The sequence below is a fragment of the Micromonospora sp. NPDC005686 genome (assembly GCF_042871665.1).
Lineage (GTDB): Bacteria > Actinomycetota > Actinomycetes > Mycobacteriales > Micromonosporaceae > Micromonospora.
In genome coordinates this window covers 273475-289194 of record NZ_JBIAIY010000009.1, presented here as the reverse complement: position 1 = coordinate 289194, position 15720 = coordinate 273475, and the positions used below count along the sequence as shown (strand labels likewise).

Annotated in this window: 14 protein-coding genes; 4 read left to right on the top strand and 10 right to left on the bottom strand. The window is 72.3% G+C overall.

Annotation, left to right across the window (positions count from 1 at the left end; translation table 11 throughout):
* Window positions 1-57 precede the first annotated feature (57 nt).
* Entirely contained in the window at window positions 58-1236 is a 1179-nt protein-coding gene (locus ACFYON_RS21805; RefSeq protein WP_354874008.1) for a hypothetical protein, read from the top strand.
* 65 nt (window positions 1237-1301) lie between these two features.
* Here ACFYON_RS21805 and ACFYON_RS21800 read toward each other — a convergent pair whose 3' ends face one another.
* A complete protein-coding gene (locus tag ACFYON_RS21800) occupies window positions 1302-1763 on the bottom strand; it encodes an SRPBCC family protein (protein ID WP_354874010.1) in 462 nt (153 codons plus the stop codon).
* A 154-nt stretch (window positions 1764-1917) separates the two neighbouring features.
* On the opposite strand from ACFYON_RS21800, the gene ACFYON_RS21795 reads away from it, so the two are divergent.
* On the top strand, window positions 1918-2805 hold the full coding sequence (locus ACFYON_RS21795) for a DUF6745 domain-containing protein (protein ID WP_354874012.1): 888 nt from the start codon (window positions 1918-1920) through the stop codon (window positions 2803-2805).
* A gap of 238 nt (window positions 2806-3043) precedes the next feature.
* Window positions 3044-4324: a cellulose-binding domain-containing protein gene (locus tag ACFYON_RS21790; protein WP_354874014.1), complete on the top strand. Its 1281-nt coding sequence runs from the start codon at window positions 3044-3046 to the stop codon at window positions 4322-4324.
* A 13-nt stretch (window positions 4325-4337) separates the two neighbouring features.
* Here the strand turns inward: ACFYON_RS21790 and ACFYON_RS21785 are convergent, their stop codons facing one another.
* A complete protein-coding gene (locus ACFYON_RS21785) occupies window positions 4338-5189 on the bottom strand; it encodes a helix-turn-helix transcriptional regulator (RefSeq protein ID WP_354874016.1) in 852 nt (283 codons plus the stop codon).
* Window positions 5190-5276: 87 nt separating this feature from the next.
* Here ACFYON_RS21785 and ACFYON_RS21780 point away from each other — a divergent pair, with 87 nt between their 5' ends.
* A complete protein-coding gene (locus ACFYON_RS21780; protein WP_387190179.1) occupies window positions 5277-6056 on the top strand; it encodes an SDR family NAD(P)-dependent oxidoreductase in 780 nt (259 codons plus the stop codon).
* Between the two features lie 225 nt (window positions 6057-6281).
* On the opposite strand, the gene ACFYON_RS21775 is transcribed toward ACFYON_RS21780, so the two are convergent.
* The 8 genes from ACFYON_RS21775 to ACFYON_RS21740 all read right to left on the bottom strand — a co-directional run bounded on the left by ACFYON_RS21775 (window position 6282) and on the right by ACFYON_RS21740 (window position 15620).
* Entirely contained in the window at window positions 6282-7370 is a 1089-nt protein-coding gene (locus ACFYON_RS21775) for a hypothetical protein (RefSeq protein ID WP_387190182.1), read from the bottom strand.
* Window positions 7367-8503 carry an SPFH domain-containing protein gene (locus tag ACFYON_RS21770; protein WP_387190185.1) on the bottom strand — a complete coding sequence of 379 codons (1137 nt, stop codon included), beginning with the start codon at window positions 8501-8503 and terminating at the stop codon, window positions 7367-7369. The genes ACFYON_RS21775 and ACFYON_RS21770 overlap by 4 nt, the downstream gene beginning before the upstream one ends.
* Before the next feature lie 114 nt (window positions 8504-8617).
* Window positions 8618-9619 carry a glycosyltransferase family 2 protein gene (locus ACFYON_RS21765; RefSeq protein WP_387190188.1) on the bottom strand — a complete coding sequence of 334 codons (1002 nt, stop codon included), beginning with the start codon at window positions 9617-9619 and terminating at the stop codon, window positions 8618-8620.
* A 48-nt stretch (window positions 9620-9667) separates the two neighbouring features.
* The gene (locus ACFYON_RS21760) at window positions 9668-11479 is read right to left on the bottom strand and encodes a hypothetical protein (protein ID WP_387321011.1); all 1812 of its coding nucleotides are present in this window, start codon (window positions 11477-11479) and stop codon (window positions 9668-9670) included.
* A gap of 90 nt (window positions 11480-11569) precedes the next feature.
* Window positions 11570-12160 carry a DinB family protein gene (locus tag ACFYON_RS21755; RefSeq protein ID WP_387256906.1) on the bottom strand — a complete coding sequence of 197 codons (591 nt, stop codon included), beginning with the start codon at window positions 12158-12160 and terminating at the stop codon, window positions 11570-11572.
* 43 nt (window positions 12161-12203) lie between these two features.
* Window positions 12204-12620 carry a PPOX class F420-dependent oxidoreductase gene (locus tag ACFYON_RS21750; protein WP_354874030.1) on the bottom strand — a complete coding sequence of 139 codons (417 nt, stop codon included), beginning with the start codon at window positions 12618-12620 and terminating at the stop codon, window positions 12204-12206.
* A gap of 94 nt (window positions 12621-12714) precedes the next feature.
* On the bottom strand, window positions 12715-13839 hold the full coding sequence (locus tag ACFYON_RS21745; RefSeq protein ID WP_387256904.1) for an RICIN domain-containing protein: 1125 nt from the start codon (window positions 13837-13839) through the stop codon (window positions 12715-12717).
* 11 nt (window positions 13840-13850) lie between these two features.
* Complete coding sequence (locus tag ACFYON_RS21740; RefSeq protein ID WP_354874099.1) at window positions 13851-15620, bottom strand: family 43 glycosylhydrolase; 1770 nt, start codon at window positions 15618-15620, stop codon at window positions 13851-13853.
* Between the last annotated feature and the right edge of the window lie 100 nt (window positions 15621-15720).

Below are 15720 nucleotides of genomic sequence, written 5' to 3'. Positions count from 1 at the left end.
GACCGATCGCCAGTCGACGCGTTCCTGGCCGCGGCGGAGCCTGCGTACCATCTCCCGGTGAAGCTCCGCCGTCGGCTGGTCGCCGTGTCACTCCTCCTGGCGGTGGAGGCGACCGCGTTCGCGCTGCTCGTGACCGAGTCAGTGACGGGTGCGATCGCCGCCGCCGGCCTCACCTGCGTGTCGTTGTGGCTGCACCTCGTCCTGCACGAATGCGGGCACCTCGTCGTGGCGAAGCTGCTGCGCCTGCCGGTCATCGCGGTCCGTGTCGCGCCCTTCAACGGCTGGCGCAACGAGGTGGTGGTCCGGCCCTCGCCGTCGACGACGGCATTGCCGCTGCGGATGGTGCTGTTCTATCTCGGTGGCCCGTCGGCCAACCTGTGCGCGGCGGCGCTCCTCGTCGCGTCGGCGTCCACCGGCACGGCGATGACGCGGATGACGTTGCTCGGCGCCGCGTTCGTCGGGGCGCTGCTCGGCCTGACCAACCTCGTTCCCGGGCGGTCGACCCGCAGTGACGGTCAGAACCTGCTCCGCTGGCTGCGGGCTCCGGCAGCCGCCCGTGAAGGGCTGCGGGCGGGCTACTACCAGGAGGAGGTGGTCAGGGCGCTGCGGGCGGTCGCCCGAGCCGGTGGCGACGTCGACCGGATCGGAATTCAGCCTCCCGGCGGCAACGATCCGCTCCGGGCTCTCGCTGCCTACCAGCAGAGACTGGGCACGGGACACACGCAGTCCGCGGAGCTGGTCAAGGAAGCCGAGCGGCTCGCGGCGCTGGCTCGCGCCGGCGGTATCGACCGCGCGGCCGCCGCGGCGATCGGCCAGACGCTGAGCGTCCAGTTCGGGTTGTGGTACCTGTACGCCGCGGTGGTGACCCGCGCGCCGGTGCAGCGCCGGGAGGTGCGGGAGATCTCGGAACTCGCGCGGATCGCCCTCCGGGCGCAGCCGCGCGTGCTGTCCGCCCGGATCGGGATGAGCCTGACTCACCTGCTCGACCAGCGGCCCGAGGATGCGCGATCGCTGCTTCTCGACGTTCGTCCCGGTGCCGAGCCGCGCGACCTCTGCGCCGTCGCGCTTCTTCTGCGGGCGGCCGCCGAGTCGTATCTCGGCAACCACGCCGACGCGGACCACCTTCTCGGTGCGGCCCGTGGCGACTACCCGCAGCTGGCGCAGCTCGTGGCCGACATCCGGGCAGCCGATCCGGCGCCGCCCCTGTTCGCGCCGGTGCCGGTGGCGCGCGCCTGACCGGTCCGCCCGGCGGCCTGCCGCGGGCATCAGCGGCGCGAGCCGGCGGCTGCGGGAAGCGGCGGTCAGTCCTCGAAACCGCTCGGGTGGGCGTCTCCGACCACGTTCAGCAGCACTCCCTGCTCCAGCAGCGCCTTGCAGGCGCAGAGGACCATGGTGAACCCGCCCATCGAGTCGATCGCCTTGCTCACGGCCTGGTCGGCGGTACCGGTGAAGCCGGTCTCGGTGATCCGGACCAACGTGGTGCCGCCCTCGCCCGGCAGGAACCGCCACTCGACCTGGGTGGGGGACTCCGGATCCCACTCGGCCAGGATGCGGCGGTTCTCCTCCACGTCCTTCACGGTGACGACGGTGGAGACGCCGTACATCTCCCACTCCCAGGTGACGACGGCGCCCGGCGCCAGCCGGCCGCTGCTCCTGGTGAACCAGAACCTCGTGGTCACCGCCGGGTCGGCGAACGCCTCGAAGACCTCGGCGGCGGGCCGGTGGATGAGCATCTGGGCGGTGATGACGGGGGGTCGGGTCAAGCGGTCACTGTCCACGGTCAGCGGTGTTCCCTTCTCTTGCTGGGGCACGGTGAGCGCGGTCGCCGTATGGCCGGAATTCACTTGAGCGATGCCGCGCCGTGAGTCAGAGTGGTTCCATGATCTCCTATCGGAAGGGCGGCGACGCCCCGGCGCGATGAGCGCCCCCACGCGGCGCGACGGCGCCGCGAAGACCCCACAGGCCGTTCGCAGCGGTGACCCCTCCGGCCTGTGGCACCAGGCAGTCCAGATCCGCCAGGAATGGCTCGACCACGCCCTGTCCACGCAGCCGGCCGACCGGCCGGCCGCCGAGCGCTGCCTGACCGCCGTTTACGCGAGGGCGTCGCGGCCGCGACCCCGGTTCGAGTGGGTCGACTCGCCGGCCAAGGCGATGCCCCTGGTCAGCGGCTGGCCCACACTCGACTCGCTCCACGACCGCATCCGCGCGGCACGGCCGCCCAGGACGCCGCTGGTGGCGAGCGACATCGCCATGATCGTGTCCCAGCTTCGGGGCACCCTCAGCGCGGGCGTGGCGCACACCGATCCCGAGCTGTCACCCGCCCGCACCGGCAAGACCAAGCAGCCGTGGCCCGAGCTGGCGCCGCTGCGGGCCCTCGACAGCGGCGTACCCCTCGCCGTCGTGCTGCACCAGGGGGTACGCACGGCGCTGCACCGCAGCCTCGCTCACGGGTTCTACCTGCCGGTGCGTGCGGCGCTGGCGGGCGACGGCCCGGTGCCCGTGTGCTGGTACGGGCAGCAGGACGCGTCGTGGATCGCGTACTACGACGTGCTGCGCCGGCTCGGCCTCGCCCGGTACGGGCCGGCCGAGGACGGACACCTCGACACCTGGGCCGACCTGGCCCGATCCTGCGGCTGGTGGTGGCCGGGGGAGGAGGTCTGCGTCGTCGTGGACCGGCCGGCGGTGATCCGGATCGAGCCCGTCGCGGGAACCGCGCACGACCGGATCCGGCTGCGACCCGGCGGCGTGCGTTACCGGGACGGCTGGCAACCATCGCTGAGCGGCGCGGGCGCCGATCCAGGATGACGGGCCACCCGCCCGCAGGCCTTGATTGAATAGGCGGCGATAAATAGATTGGACTCGGGCGTCGCCGAGGTCCGCAGACCGGACCTCGGCGGCTGACCGGGCCGCCTTCGAGCCGGGCACATCGGTCGTACGCATCGACCATCCACCCTGGCGCATCGCCGCGCCGCGTCCTCGCGCGCCGCCGCGTCCGACCCCGGACGCGTGCCGCCGCGCCCTGCCCGACGTCGAAGGACTCTCCATGACGATTCTCCGTGCCCGCCCCGCCCCGCTCGTGGCGGCCGTCGCCGCGCTGGCCGCCGTCACAGCGGCCGGTACGGCCCTGCTCACCGGCCCGGCCGCAGCCGCGCAGGGCTGCCGGGTCGACTACACACCCAACCAGTGGCCCGGCGGGTTCACCGCGAACATCAAGGTGTCACCGGGTGACACCGCCGTGTCCGGCTGGACCGTCACCTGGACGTACGCCGGGGACGAGCGCGTCACGAACGGCTGGAACGCCACCGTGAGCCAGTCCGGGCCGACGGTGACCGCCCGCAACGCGTCGTACAACGGCAGCATCCCGGCCGGCGGCTCGACCGAGTTCGGCGTGCAGGGCACGTTCGGCACCGCCGGCGGCGCGCCGACCGGGTTCAGCCTGAACGGCGTACCGTGCAACGGCGCCGGCCCGACCACACCGCCGCCCACCACGACGGTGCCGACCACCGCGCCCCCGACCACGGCACCACCGACGACCGCGCCGCCCACGACGGCGCCGCCGACCACGGCCCCGCCGACGACCGCGCCACCGACGACCGCGCCGCCCACGACGGCGCCGCCGACCACCCCGCCGCCGAGCGGGTGCGCGGGAGCGGTGCTCTGCGACGGCTTCGAGAACCAGACCGGGCCGACCCCGTCGGGAGACTGGAGCGTGGTGAGCCCGGACTGCTCCGGCGCCGGCACGGCCACCATCGACACGACCACCACGCACAGCGGCAGCCGCGCGGTCCGGATCAACGGCGCGGCCGGGTACTGCAACCACGTGTTCGTCCGGACCACGAAGAACCTCAGCGGCCTGGGCAGCGTCCGGTACGCCCGGATCTGGGTCCGGCACACCACCGCCCAGCCCACCGACCACACCACGATGATCACCATGGCGGATGCCGCCGACGGCAACCGGGACCTGCGGCTGGGCGGCCAGAACGGCGCCCTCCAGTGGAACCGCGCCTCCGACGACGCCACGCTGCCCGAGCAGAGCCCGGCCGGCGTGGCGCAGAGCGTGCCGCTGCCCACCAACCGCTGGGCCTGCCTGGAGTTCATGGTGGACGGTTCCGCCGGCCAACTGCGTACCTGGCTGGACGGCGTCGCGGTGGCCGGGCTGACCGCCGACGGCGTACCGACGCACGACATCGACGGGCAGTGGTACAGCCGCACCTGGCGACCGCAGCTCACCGACCTGAAGCTGGGCTGGGAGAGCTACGGCGGCGGTGCCGACACCCTCTGGTACGACGACGTCGCCGTCGGGTCCAGCCGGATCGGCTGCTGACGTGCCGGGTGGCTCAGTGCTCCACCGTCATGCGCTGGGTGCCGATGACGGAGAGCAGCCGCAGCGCCTCCTCCGACGGTGAGCCGGGAGTGGCGGTGTAGATGACCACCTGCTGGTCGCGGTCGGTGATGTCGAGGACGTCGCAGTTGACTGTCACCGGCCCGACCAGCGGGTGGCGGAACGTCTTGCACAGCGTCCGTGCGCCACCCACCTCGTGCGAGGCCCACAGGCGGGTGAACTCCTCGCTTCCGGCGAGCAGGTCCGCGATCAGCGCGGCCATCTCCGGGTCGTCCGGATAGCGGGCCGCGGCGGCGCGCAGCCGCCCGACCGAGTGGCGGGCGAACTCGCCCGCGTCCGACACGTCGTACAGCCGCGCGCCGTGCAGGTGCGGGCCGAGGAAGGTCCGGCGGACCAGGTTGCGGTCCCGCCGGGGCAGAGTGGAGAAGTCCTCCATGAGGGCCGCCGCGAGGTCGTTCCAGGCGATCACCTCGAACGCCGCCGAGGTCACGAACGCCGCCGCCTGCGGCAGCCGGTGCAGCAGGTCCAGCACGCTCTGCCGTACCTCCCGGGGTGGCCCGGACGGCGGCGCGGGCGGCTCCCCGGCCAGGTGGTGGAGGTGGTCGCGTTCGGCGTCGGACAGCCGCAGCGCGCGGGCCAGCCCGGCCAGCACCTCCCGCGACGGACGCGGACCCCGGCCCTGCTCCAGCCGCGTGTAGTACTCGGTCGAGATGAACGCCAGCCGCGCCACCTCCTCGCGACGCAACCCGGGGGTGCGCCGCCGCCGTCCGGCGGGCAGGCCCACGTCGGCCGGGGTGATCCGCTCCCGCCTGCTGCGCAGGAACACTGCCAGCTCACGTCGGTCCACGGCCCCAGTGTGCCCGCCTGCGGTAGTGCGTAGCCAGGTACCGCCGGTGCCTGGATGGGCTCCGCGGCCGGACGCAGTCTTGCTGCCATGAACACCACACGAACCACTGAGGGCCTGCTGGCCGGCAAGATCGCCTTCGTCACCGGCGCCGGGCGCGGCATCGGCGCGGCGGCGGCCCGGCTGTTCGCCGCCGAGGGCGCCCGGGTGCTGCTCGCCGCGCGGACCGAGGAGCAGTTGAAGACGGTCACCGAACAGGTCCGGGCGGCCGGCGGCATCGCCGAGTACGTGGTCTGCGACCTGGCCGACGCGGCGAGCGTGCGCGCCGCCGTGGACCGCGCCGTCGAGGTGTACGGGCGCCTCGACGTCGCCTTCAACAACGGCGCGACGATAGTGCCGCCCGGACCGATGGACCGGGTGCGCGAAGAAGACTTCGACCACGTCTACACCGTCAACCTCAAAGGGCCGTGGCTCGCCATGGTCGCCGAGATCACGGCGATCCGGGCCACCGCCGGCACCGGCGCGATCGTGAACAACTCCAGCGTCGGCAGCCTGATGGGCAACCCCGCACTGCCCGCGTACGGGGCGATGAAGCGCGCCGTCAACAGTCTGACCGAGTCCGCCGCGGTCACCTACGGGCCGGAGGGCATCCGCGTCAACGCGATCGCCCCGGGCAGCACGCTCACCGAGATGATGCGCTCCTGGGACGCCGAGTCACCGGGCGTCATCGACCGTCTCGCGGCGGCCAGCCCGCTGCGCCGGGCCGCCGAGCCCGACGAGATCGCCCAGGCCGCCGCCTGGCTGCTCAGCGACCGCGCCTCCTTCGTCACCGGCACGGTACTGCGGGTCGACGGCGGCGCGCGGGCCTGACCCGGCTCAGACGGTGGCGTCCTGGAGGGGCGGCTGACCGGCCGGGACGGGGGAGGGCCTGAAGCCCTTGACCACCAGGTAGACACCGAGCGAGAACCCCCACACCGCGATGGGAGGTGCCTCACCGTCCTGTGGACCGGCCCGGCGGCGGCATCGGCCGCTGGGGCAGTCACCTCGCGCGATGCGTACGGGCCACCGGTGCGGCACACCGGTGGCCCGTAGGCGTCAACGGCTCATCGCGTACGCCACCACGAGCGCGACGAGCGCCAGCGCGGCCAGCAACGCCGCCGCGATCTTCGCCGTGCTGTACGGACGCTCGCCGATGACCTCACCGGTCCGCGCGTTCACCAGCACCTGGTACGACCGCCCGGCGTGCAGGTACGCGGCGATCCACACCGGCAGCAGTACCAGCTTGTACGACACGTCGGAGTACGTGGTGTCCACGGCGGACACACGCTGCTCGTCGCCGCCGATGTCCGACCGGCAGTCCCGCTCGATGACCGGCGCCATCCGCGCCTTCGCCTCGGTCAGCCCCGCCTCGGGCTCGGTGTCGTACCGCAGGGCCTGGTATCCGGCCAGGTAGTCGCCGTGGTAGGCGGTCACCTCCGCCAGCGGCCACGGCGCCAGCTTGTCCAGCTGCTCGGTGGGCAGGTGGGTGGTGGCCGGCACCAGCACGTCGTCGAAGTCCCGGCGGACGATGCCGGCGGCCTGATGCCACCGGGTGTGCCGCACCTGCCGGGTCCGCGTCTCCTGCCTGCCGTCGACCGTCACCGTGTACGTCTCGGTGACGTAGTAGTGCTCGCCCCGCTGACCCCGGTAGTCCGACACGGTCCGCGCGTCGAACGTCCAGTGCGGCAGGTACGTGCCCTTCAGCGTCTCCGCCTCGTTGATCTTCTTCAGGCTCCCGGGCGCGAACCAGCGGCTGCTGCACCACTGGCCCAGGGCCGTCCGCACGCCGTTGCGGTCGACGGCGAACGGCAGCACCGCCTCCGGCGCGATCAGCTCACCCGCTCCGGCGTCGGCCACCAGCGGCGTGGCGCAGAACTGGCAGCGCCGCGCCAGCGCGTCGCTCTCCGTCCGGGCGCCGCAGCCCGGGCAGACGAACGTGTGCGCCCCGACGCTCGCCACCGGCTTGCGGGGCAGCGACGCCAGTTCCGCGTACGCGTGCTCGCGCACCTCCCGGCCGGCGCCGGCGATCTCCTGCCGGTACCCGCAGTACGGGCAGCTCAACGCGGTCGTGCCCGGCGCGTGCTCCACCCGGGCGCCGCACCCCCCGCACTGGTACGAGGACGGCGAGACAGCCGTGTCGCTCATGCCGGCGGCAGCGGCGGCGGGACGCTGGCGAGCACCGACGCCAGCTCGGGCACCTGCCCGGCGGGCTGCCACTGCGCCATGCCGGCGCGCCAGACGAGCGTGTCCGCGCCGAGCGCGCCCGCATTCGCCTGCTCGGCCAGCCCACCGAGGTCGTAGGGGCCCTGCCGCTGGCCGCCGACGCCGACGTACCACTGGGCCTGGCCCGGCAGGGGCGGCGGTTCGGCGGCGGCCGGCTGCGCGGGGACCGGCGGGGCCGGAGCCGGCTGGGTGGCCGCGCCGCCGCCCATGGACCGAGCCATCTGCTGGCCCATCGCCATGCCGAGGCCGAGGCCGATGCCCGCGCCCGCCTCGCCACCCGGGTTGTTCGCCGCGGCCTCCATCGCGTTCGCGGCCTGGAAACGGGTGTACCGGTCCAGGTCGCCGACCGCGCCCATGCTGGTCCGCTTGTCCAGCGCCTTCTCGACCTCCGGCGGCACCGACACGTTCTCGATGACGAACTTGGGGATCGCGATACCGACCTCGGCCAGTTCCTCGGTCAGCACGGCGGCCAGCCGCCGGCCGATCGCGTCCTGGTGCGCGGCGAGGTCCAGCAGCGGCACCCCGGCCGCGGCGAGCGCGCCGCCGAGCCGTCCGACCATGAGCTGCCGCAGGTACTCCTGCACCTCCTCGGTGCGGAACTGCGGGTCCGTGCCGACCAGTTCCCGCAGCAGCCGCGCCGCGTCCACCACGCGGGCCGCGAAGGCGCCGAACGCCCGCACCCGCACCACGCCGAACTCGGCGTCGCGCAGGATGACCGGGTTCTGGGTGCCCCACTTCATGTCCGTGAACTGCCGTGTGTTGACGAAGTACACCTCGGCCTTGAACGGCGAGTTGAAGCCGTACTTCCAGCCCTTCAGGGTGGACAGGATCGGCAGGTTGCGGGTCTCCAGCGTGTACGTCCCCGGCGTGAAGACGTCGGCGATCTTCCCCTCGTTGACGAACACCGCCGTCTGGGACTCCCGGACGACCAGTTGGGCGCCCATCTTGATCTCGTTCTGATACCGGGGGAACCGCCAGACGATCGTGTCGCGGCTGTCGTCCAGCCACTCGATGATGTCGATGAGTTCGCCCCGGAGCTTGTCCATCAGCCCCATCGCAACCCTTTCCTCGGCGCCGGTCTCCGGCGTCGCGGGCGACCATAGCAACCCCCCGCCACCTGCGAAAAGAGAACGATTCTGCGCCCATCGCCACCCACCGATCGCGGTGGATCAGCCGGCGTCACCGGCCATCGATTCGCCGGTGGCCGTACGCTGCTCCGGAAGCCGGGACGCCCGGCCGGGTGTGTCGACGACGCGCTCGGTCTCCTGCACCAGAAAGTGCGGGCGGCGCTTGGTCTCGTAGTAGATCCGGCCGATGTACTCGCCGATCACCCCGAGAATCATCATCTGGATGCCGCCGAGCCCGATCACGCTGACGATGATCGTCGTGTAGCCGGGCACGTCGATGCCCTTCTCCACGGCGTCCGCGACCACCCAGGCCATGTAGCCCACCGCGATGAGCGTGAGGAACAGGCCGCCGTAGATGGCCAGGCGCAGCGGCCGGTTGTTGAACGACAGCAGGCCGTCGAACGCGTAGTTGAACAGCTTGCCGAACGTCCAGCGGCTGTGCCCGGCCTGCCGGGTCTCGTTGCGGTGCGCCACCACCGCCGTGCGGAAGCCGATCCACGAGAACAGGCCCTTGGAGAAGCGGTTGTACTCCGGCATGGCCAGGATCGCGTTCACCGCGAGCCGGGACAGCAGCCGGAAGTCGCCCGCGCCGTCGAGCAGGCGTACGTCTATCCACCAGTTGACCAGCCGGTAGAAGGAGCGCGAGGCGACCATCCGGATGAACCGGTCACCGCGCCGGTCCCGGCGGGCGATCACCTGGTCGAAGCCCTGGCGGTAGAGCATCACCATCTCGGGCAGCAACCGTGGCGGGTGCTGCAGGTCGGCGTCCATGATGACCACCGCGTCGCCGGTGGCCCGGCGCAGGCCGGCGAGCATGGCCGCCTCCTTGCCGAAGTTGCGGCTCAGCGACGTGTAGCGGACGGCCGGGTCGGCGGCGGCGAGCCGGCGCAGCGCCGCCAGCGTGCCGTCCTCGCTGCCGTCGTCGACGTACACCACCTCGACGTCCACGTCCTGCAGCTCGGCGACCGCGACGCTGAGCATCTCGTGCAGCCGCTCCACCGACGCTTCCTCGTTGAAGCAGGGCACCACCACGGACAACCGCACGGCGCTCACCCCGCCCGGCCCGGGTGCGCCCGCCCGGCGCTCGCGGTGTCAGAGGCGGTAGACAAGCGTGCCATCGACGTCCTCCCGGGTGATGCCCAGTCCGTCGACCGGCCGGGTCTCGATGCCCTCCCACGGCGTCCCCGCCGCGCGGCTCGGCACCGCGACGACCGACCGCACGCCGATCCCCCGCAGGTAGGCCACGCTGCCCGCGTCGGGGAACGTGGCCACGGCGACCCGGGTCTGGGCCTGGCTGACCGGCTCGAAACCGCCGAGCCCGTTGGTGATCCGGGGGAACCCGTCGGTCGACCACAGCATGTAGTTGAGGTCGCCCACCCCGCCGGCGGGCAGCACCAGCATCGGCTCCGGCGCGGTCCGCATCGCGGCCGGTGGCGTCGGCACGGCCGGGTGCGGCGTGCGGTTGACGCCCTCCAGCGTGACCAGGGCGAGCGGCACCAGCAGGACCAGCGCCGCGACGGCCCGGGACGCGCGCGCCGCCGCCGGCCGGCGCCACGACTCGGCCAGCGCGGTCACCAGCCCGGCCGCCAGCACGGCCAGCAGCAGGCTGGTCCAGTGCATCATCCGGCCCGGGGTGCGCAACGCGTCCCAGCCCGGCAGGAGCCGGGACAACGTCAGGTAGCCGGGTTCACCGTCCCCGCCGAGCGTGGAACCCAGGGCCAGCAGCACGGTGCCGGCCACGCCGAGGCCCAGCGTGACCCGGTGCCGCACCGGGAACGCCGAGACGAACAGCCCCGCCGCGGCCAGCCCGATCAGCGTCATGCCGGGCAGCAGCGCCATCTCCGGCGGCCAGGTGAGCTGTTCACGGGCGGCGGCGTGCCGTTCCCCCCACAGCCACGAGTCGCCGGGCGCGGTGATGAACCCGATCAGTGGCGGGGAGAACATCTTGGTCCAGTCCAGCGACCGTACGGCCTGCGGGTTGAGGTCTACCACGCGCAGGTAGACCAGCCCGAGCAGCAGCGTCACGGCGCCGAACACGGCGCCACCGGCCAGATCCGCGACGAGCAGCCGCCGGCCGAACGGGGGCCGCTCGCGCTTGCGCCACCAGGACCAGCCGTAGCAGCCGGCCGCCACCAGCACGGCGGCCAGCAGGAAGTAGACGAGCGGCAGCCCGATGCCGAAGCCGAGCGTGACCTGCCAGGCCGCGACGAGCCACCCGGCCACCGCCCAGCCGGGCCGGCGGCGCTCCGGGCGGTATCCGTGGCGCAGCGACCAGCCGTGGCCGCGCGCCAGCATCGCCAGGGCCAGCGCGATACCGCCGCTGGACAGGATGTTCAGGTGACCGGAGTGCGCCAGTCGCCACGGCGCGTACGCCCACGCCACCCCGGCGACCGCCCCGCCCCAGCGGTTGGCGCCGAGCTGCCGGGCCAGCGCGTACGCCCCGAGGAACGCCAACGCGTGCAGTAGCACGTAGAGCACGTTGTAACGGATCAGCGCGGCCTCGAACCCGGAGCCGAGCATCCCGAACGGCGCATACCCGAGCAGGGTGTCGCTGTAGGCGTAGGTGTAGCGCTCCGGATAGAACGTGTTCGAGTTCCAGAGGTTGGCCGGGTCGTTGAGCAGGGCGTGCCCCGACCAGGCGACCTGCCACGCCTGCAACGTCGGGTCGCCCAGGTCGCCGGGGATCGTGGTCGCCGGGTGCCGCAACGTCGGCCAGGTCAGCACCACCGCCAGCAGCAGGCTCCCCAGGATCGCCAGCGTCCACTCCGGGTTCGGCCGCCACCGGCGTCTGCCGTCCGTCGGGCGATCGTCGGTGGGACTGTCGTCCGAGGGCTGGTCGGCGGGCGGCTGCGCGGGATCGGTGTCCTCAGCGGCCGGCGGGGCGACGGCGGGCCGGATTTTCATGGGATAGATGCTTCACGATGCTGCTGGTCCTGTCGATCCACTGTCCGAAATATGGTTGAAACTTCCGGCCCGCAGTACCGGAAGGGCCGGCTACGCGAACCGGTCCGCGAGCGCCGACAGCTTACTGACGTAGGCCGGCCAGTCGTAGCCGTCGGGGACGTTCCGGTTCTCCCGCCCCAGCCCGATCGCCGCGTCGTGCTGCTCGCGCATGATGTCCGCGTGACCGGCGTGCCGGGCCAGGTCGACGCAGACGTGCACGATGATCTGGTGCAGCGTGACGTCCTGCCGGCCGGCGGGCCACCACGGCACCCGACCGGGCGCGTCCAGCGGCAGCGTCTCGATCGTCTCGTCCGCGAACGCGCCGACCCGGCGGTACAGGTCGATCAGCCCGTCCTTGGTCTCGTCCTCTCGGGCGTACCAGTCCGCCTGCGGGTCCGCGTCGAACATCTCCAGCGCGACCAGTTCCCCGCGGTTGGGGAACTCGCGGCCGAATGTCTCCCCGAAGTAGCCGGCCTCCACGTTCAGGCAGTGCTTGAGCAGGCCGAGGAAGTTGTTGCCGGTGGCGGTGCGGGGAAGCCGGGCCTCGCGTTCGCTCAGCCCGTCGAGCTTCCAGATCAGGTTTTCCCGGATCGCGCGCAGGTAGTGGTGCAGCGCTGCCTTCGGGTCCTTCGGTTCGGTCATGCCCGACACTCTTCAGCATGGGTCGGACATCGTGGGGCGGCGGTCAGCCGGTCTGGTCGTTGTCCTTGTGCGCGCCCCACCCGTGCCAGCGCTCGATCTCGATCCACGCGCTGACCCGGCCGCGGTCCCGTCGCGGGTACGGCCGTCCGGTGTAGTGCTGCGAGATCCGGTCGATGTCCGCCAGACCCTCGTCGTCGCGCACCTCGACCACCCGCCCGATGAGGCTGACGTGGGTGTACCAGTTCCCCTCGTCCAGCACCGTCAGGGAGACCCGGGGATCGCTGCGCAGGTGCGCCAGCCGGCGGCGGCCCTCGTCCATGTTCACCAGGACGCGGCCGTCCTCCCAGAGGTACCAGGTGGCCGCGGACACCGGCTGGCCGTCGCGCAGTGTGGAGATGACGGCGGGATTCGGCTTGCCCAGCATGGCGACGGCGGGCTCGGGCAACGGCGGCTTCGACATGGCTCCCACTGTACGTACCCGCCGGTCCCGCCGCTGGTCATGCGGCGGGCAGGGCTCCCCGGCGTCGTGGGCCGGGGAGCCCGTCGCGTGCCGGTCAGGCGCGTACGCTCCACCGCTGGTTGGTGCCGCCGTGGCAGTCCCAGAGGTTGATCCTGGTCCCGTTCGCGGTGCCGTAGCCGGCCGCGTCCAGGCAGCGCCCGGACTGGACCCCGCTTATCGTGCCGTCGGCGTTGAGGTTCCACTGCTGGTTGGGCTGGCCGTTGCAGTCCCAGATGATCACGCTGGTGCCGTTCGCGGTGCCCCGCCCGTTGGCGTCCAGGCACTTGTTGCCGAGCACCTGCAACTGCTTGGCCGAGGTGTACGTCCAGCGCTGCATGGTGCCGCCCCAGCAGTCGTACAACTGCACCGTGGTGCCGTTCGTGGTGCTGCCGTTCGGCACGTCCAGGCACCGGCCCGAGCCGACGCCGACCAGTTGCACGTTCTGGTAGGTGCCGCCGCCGCTGCCGGGAGTGCCGATGCTGCCGGACACCGACTGCAACGCCCGGTACCAGACGGCGGCCATCTTGTCGTAGCCGGTGGCGGTCGGGTGGATGCCGTCGATCAGGTCGGCGGTGGTCAGCGCCGAGTGCTGGTCGACCAGGTGGACCCGCTTGCCGGCGTTCACCTTCGACTGCACGATGCCCGGGATGGCGGCGTTGAACGTGCGCACCGCCGCCTCCTGGCCGGAGTTCGCCAGCGGGATGATCTGCGCGACGAACACGTCGGCGTTCGGCGCCGTGTTGGTGATGCGGTCGATCAGCGAGGACAGCCGGTTCGGCGCGGTCGAGACGTTGTAGTTCTGCAGGATGTCGTTGGTGCCGATGTGCAGGAGCACGGTGCGCGGCTGGTAGGAGTTCAGCCAGCCGGTGATGTTGGCGTCGATCTGGTCGATGCGCCAGCCGGGGTGGCCCTCGTGGTCGTGGTCGCCGAGGTTGCCCGGCCCGTTGAACTGGGAGCCGACCAGGTCGACCCGGTAACCGTCGGCGGCCATCCGCTGCCACAGGCCGATCCGGTAGCCGCCCGGCACCTGGGTGCCCTCGGTGATGGAGTCACCGAGCGGCATCACCCGGGTTCCGCCGTTGGACTCGGCGCCCGCCGGGCCGGCGGGCGTGAGCACACCGGCGGCCAGCGCAGCCAGTGCGGCGCCCGCGGTGAGCCATCTCCTCGCTCGGGTACGCATGTCTGTTCCTCTCATGGGCTGGTGCAGGTCAGGGACGGGGTGGACGGCGAGCCGTTCGCCACGAAGCCGAACGTGGTCGAGCCGGACGCCGGCACCGAGCCGTTGTATTCCGCGTTGCGGACGGTCGCCGTGGAGCCGCTGGTGCTCAGCGTGCCGCTCCAGACCTGGCCGATGCTCTGGCCGCTGGCGAGGGTCCACCGAACCGACCAGCCGTTGAGCGGCGCGGCGCCGGCGGTGACCGTCACCTCGGCCTGGAAACCGCCGGACCAGGAGGTGGTGGTGCGGTAGGTGGCCGTGCAGGCGCCACCGGTCGGCGGAGGCGTGGTGGGCGGAGGCGTGGTGGGTGGCGGCGTGGTCGGCGGAGGCGTGGTGGGCGGGGGATCGCTCGGCGGCGGGGTCGTGGGCGGCGGGGTCGTGGGCGGCGGAGTGCTCCCGGCGGGGGTGAACCGCCAGTGGTCGATGTTGAACAGCGAGCCGCTGCCGCCGGTGAACCGCAGGTACAGGTCGTGAGTGCCGGTGGCGCCGCTGACCGCGCAGGTCGTGTCCGCCCAGGTCTGCCAGCCACCGGTGCCGGACACCCGGCAGGTGCCCACCACCGGACCGCTGGTGCCGTCCAGGCGCAGCTCGATGGTGCCGCCGCTGCCGGCCGAGGCCACCCGGGCGGTGTACGAGGCCGCGCCGGACCCGAAGGCGACGCCCTTGATCTTCAGGTAGTCGCCGTTGTCGATCCAGCCGACGTTCATCCCGCCGCCGCTGGCCGGCTCGGTCTCCACTCCCGCCGCCCACGCGCTCGTCTCGGCCTCCTGCCGGACGTACGGGTTGAGCGTCCCCACCTGCGGTGCGCCCGTGGTGGTCATGTTGATCGTGGGGATCGAGCCGTCCGCGCCGTAGGAGAACTTCTCCACCGCCACCGACCTGGTGAAACCGCCGCCGCCGGGTAGCGCCCCGTTGTGGTAGAAGAAGTACGAGTTGCCCTTGAAGTCGATGATCCCGGGGTGGTTGGTGAAGCTGCTGCCCTGGGTCGGCATGATCGTCCCGCGGTACGTCCACGGGCCCAGCGGCCCGGGCGCGGTGGAGTACGCGACGAACTCGGAGCAGCACTTGGCCGCGAACGCCATGTAGTAGAGGCCGTTGCGCTTGTACACCCACGGCCCCTCCTCGTAGAGGGTCGGCCGGTTCGCGTCCCCGGTCCGCGCCCCGAAACCCGCTGCGGTCAGCGGGATCTGGGTGGCGCTGCCCGAGTACGAGATCATGTCCGCGTTCAGCTTCACGTACCACAGGCGCGGGTTGCCCCAGTACAGGTACGCCTGGCCGTCGTCGTCGATGAACACGGTCGGGTCGATCTCGCCGTTGCTCACCAGCGGACGCCCGATGGCGTCCCGGAACGGACCGGTCGGGCTGTCCGACACCGCCACGCCGATGCCCATCTGGCCGGTGGCCCGGACCGTCACCGGCACGTACCAGTAGAACTTGCCGTTGCGGTAGATCGTCTGGCCGGCCCACGCGTCGGACTTGGCCCAACTGAACGTGGCGATGCTCAGCGGCGACCCGTGGTCGGTCCAGTTCACCATGTCGTCGGACGAGTAGACCCGCCACTCGTTCATGGTGAACCAGGTCGAGTTGTCCTCGTCGTGGCCGGTGTAGAGGTAGACGCGGCCGTTGTGCACCAGCGGGGCCGGGTCGGCCGTGTAGATGGTCTGCACGATCGGGTTGTCCGCCCGGGCGACGGTCGGGCTCAGCCCTCCGGCGATGACCGGGGCCAGGCCCAGCAGGGCGAGCATGGTCACGGCCAGCGCGAGCCATCGTCTGGTTCGGGGGTCGGTTCTCCATAGCGTTGACGTCACAGGTCATCTCCCTGGTGGGCCGCGCCGCGGCGGACGG

Excerpts from the sequence above, each read along its gene's own strand:
- ACFYON_RS21750 (WP_354874030.1), bottom strand. The coding sequence starts at position 12,620 with ATGTCGAAGCCGCCGTTGCCCGAGCCCGCCGTCGCCATGCTGGGCAAG.
- ACFYON_RS21755 (WP_387256906.1), bottom strand. The coding sequence starts at position 12,160 with ATGACCGAACCGAAGGACCCGAAGGCAGCGCTGCACCACTACCTGCGC.
- ACFYON_RS21745 (WP_387256904.1), bottom strand. The coding sequence starts at position 13,839 with ATGCGTACCCGAGCGAGGAGATGGCTCACCGCGGGCGCCGCACTGGCT.
- ACFYON_RS21775 (WP_387190182.1), bottom strand. The coding sequence starts at position 7,370 with ATGAGCGACACGGCTGTCTCGCCGTCCTCGTACCAGTGCGGGGGGTGC.
- ACFYON_RS21795 (WP_354874012.1), top strand. The coding sequence starts at position 1,918 with ATGAGCGCCCCCACGCGGCGCGACGGCGCCGCGAAGACCCCACAGGCC.
- ACFYON_RS21770 (WP_387190185.1), bottom strand. The coding sequence starts at position 8,503 with ATGGGGCTGATGGACAAGCTCCGGGGCGAACTCATCGACATCATCGAG.
- ACFYON_RS21780 (WP_387190179.1), top strand. The coding sequence starts at position 5,277 with ATGAACACCACACGAACCACTGAGGGCCTGCTGGCCGGCAAGATCGCC.
- ACFYON_RS21790 (WP_354874014.1), top strand. The coding sequence starts at position 3,044 with ATGACGATTCTCCGTGCCCGCCCCGCCCCGCTCGTGGCGGCCGTCGCC.
- ACFYON_RS21740 (WP_354874099.1), bottom strand. The coding sequence starts at position 15,620 with ATGCTCGCCCTGCTGGGCCTGGCCCCGGTCATCGCCGGAGGGCTGAGC.
- ACFYON_RS21760 (WP_387321011.1), bottom strand. The coding sequence starts at position 11,479 with ATGAAAATCCGGCCCGCCGTCGCCCCGCCGGCCGCTGAGGACACCGAT.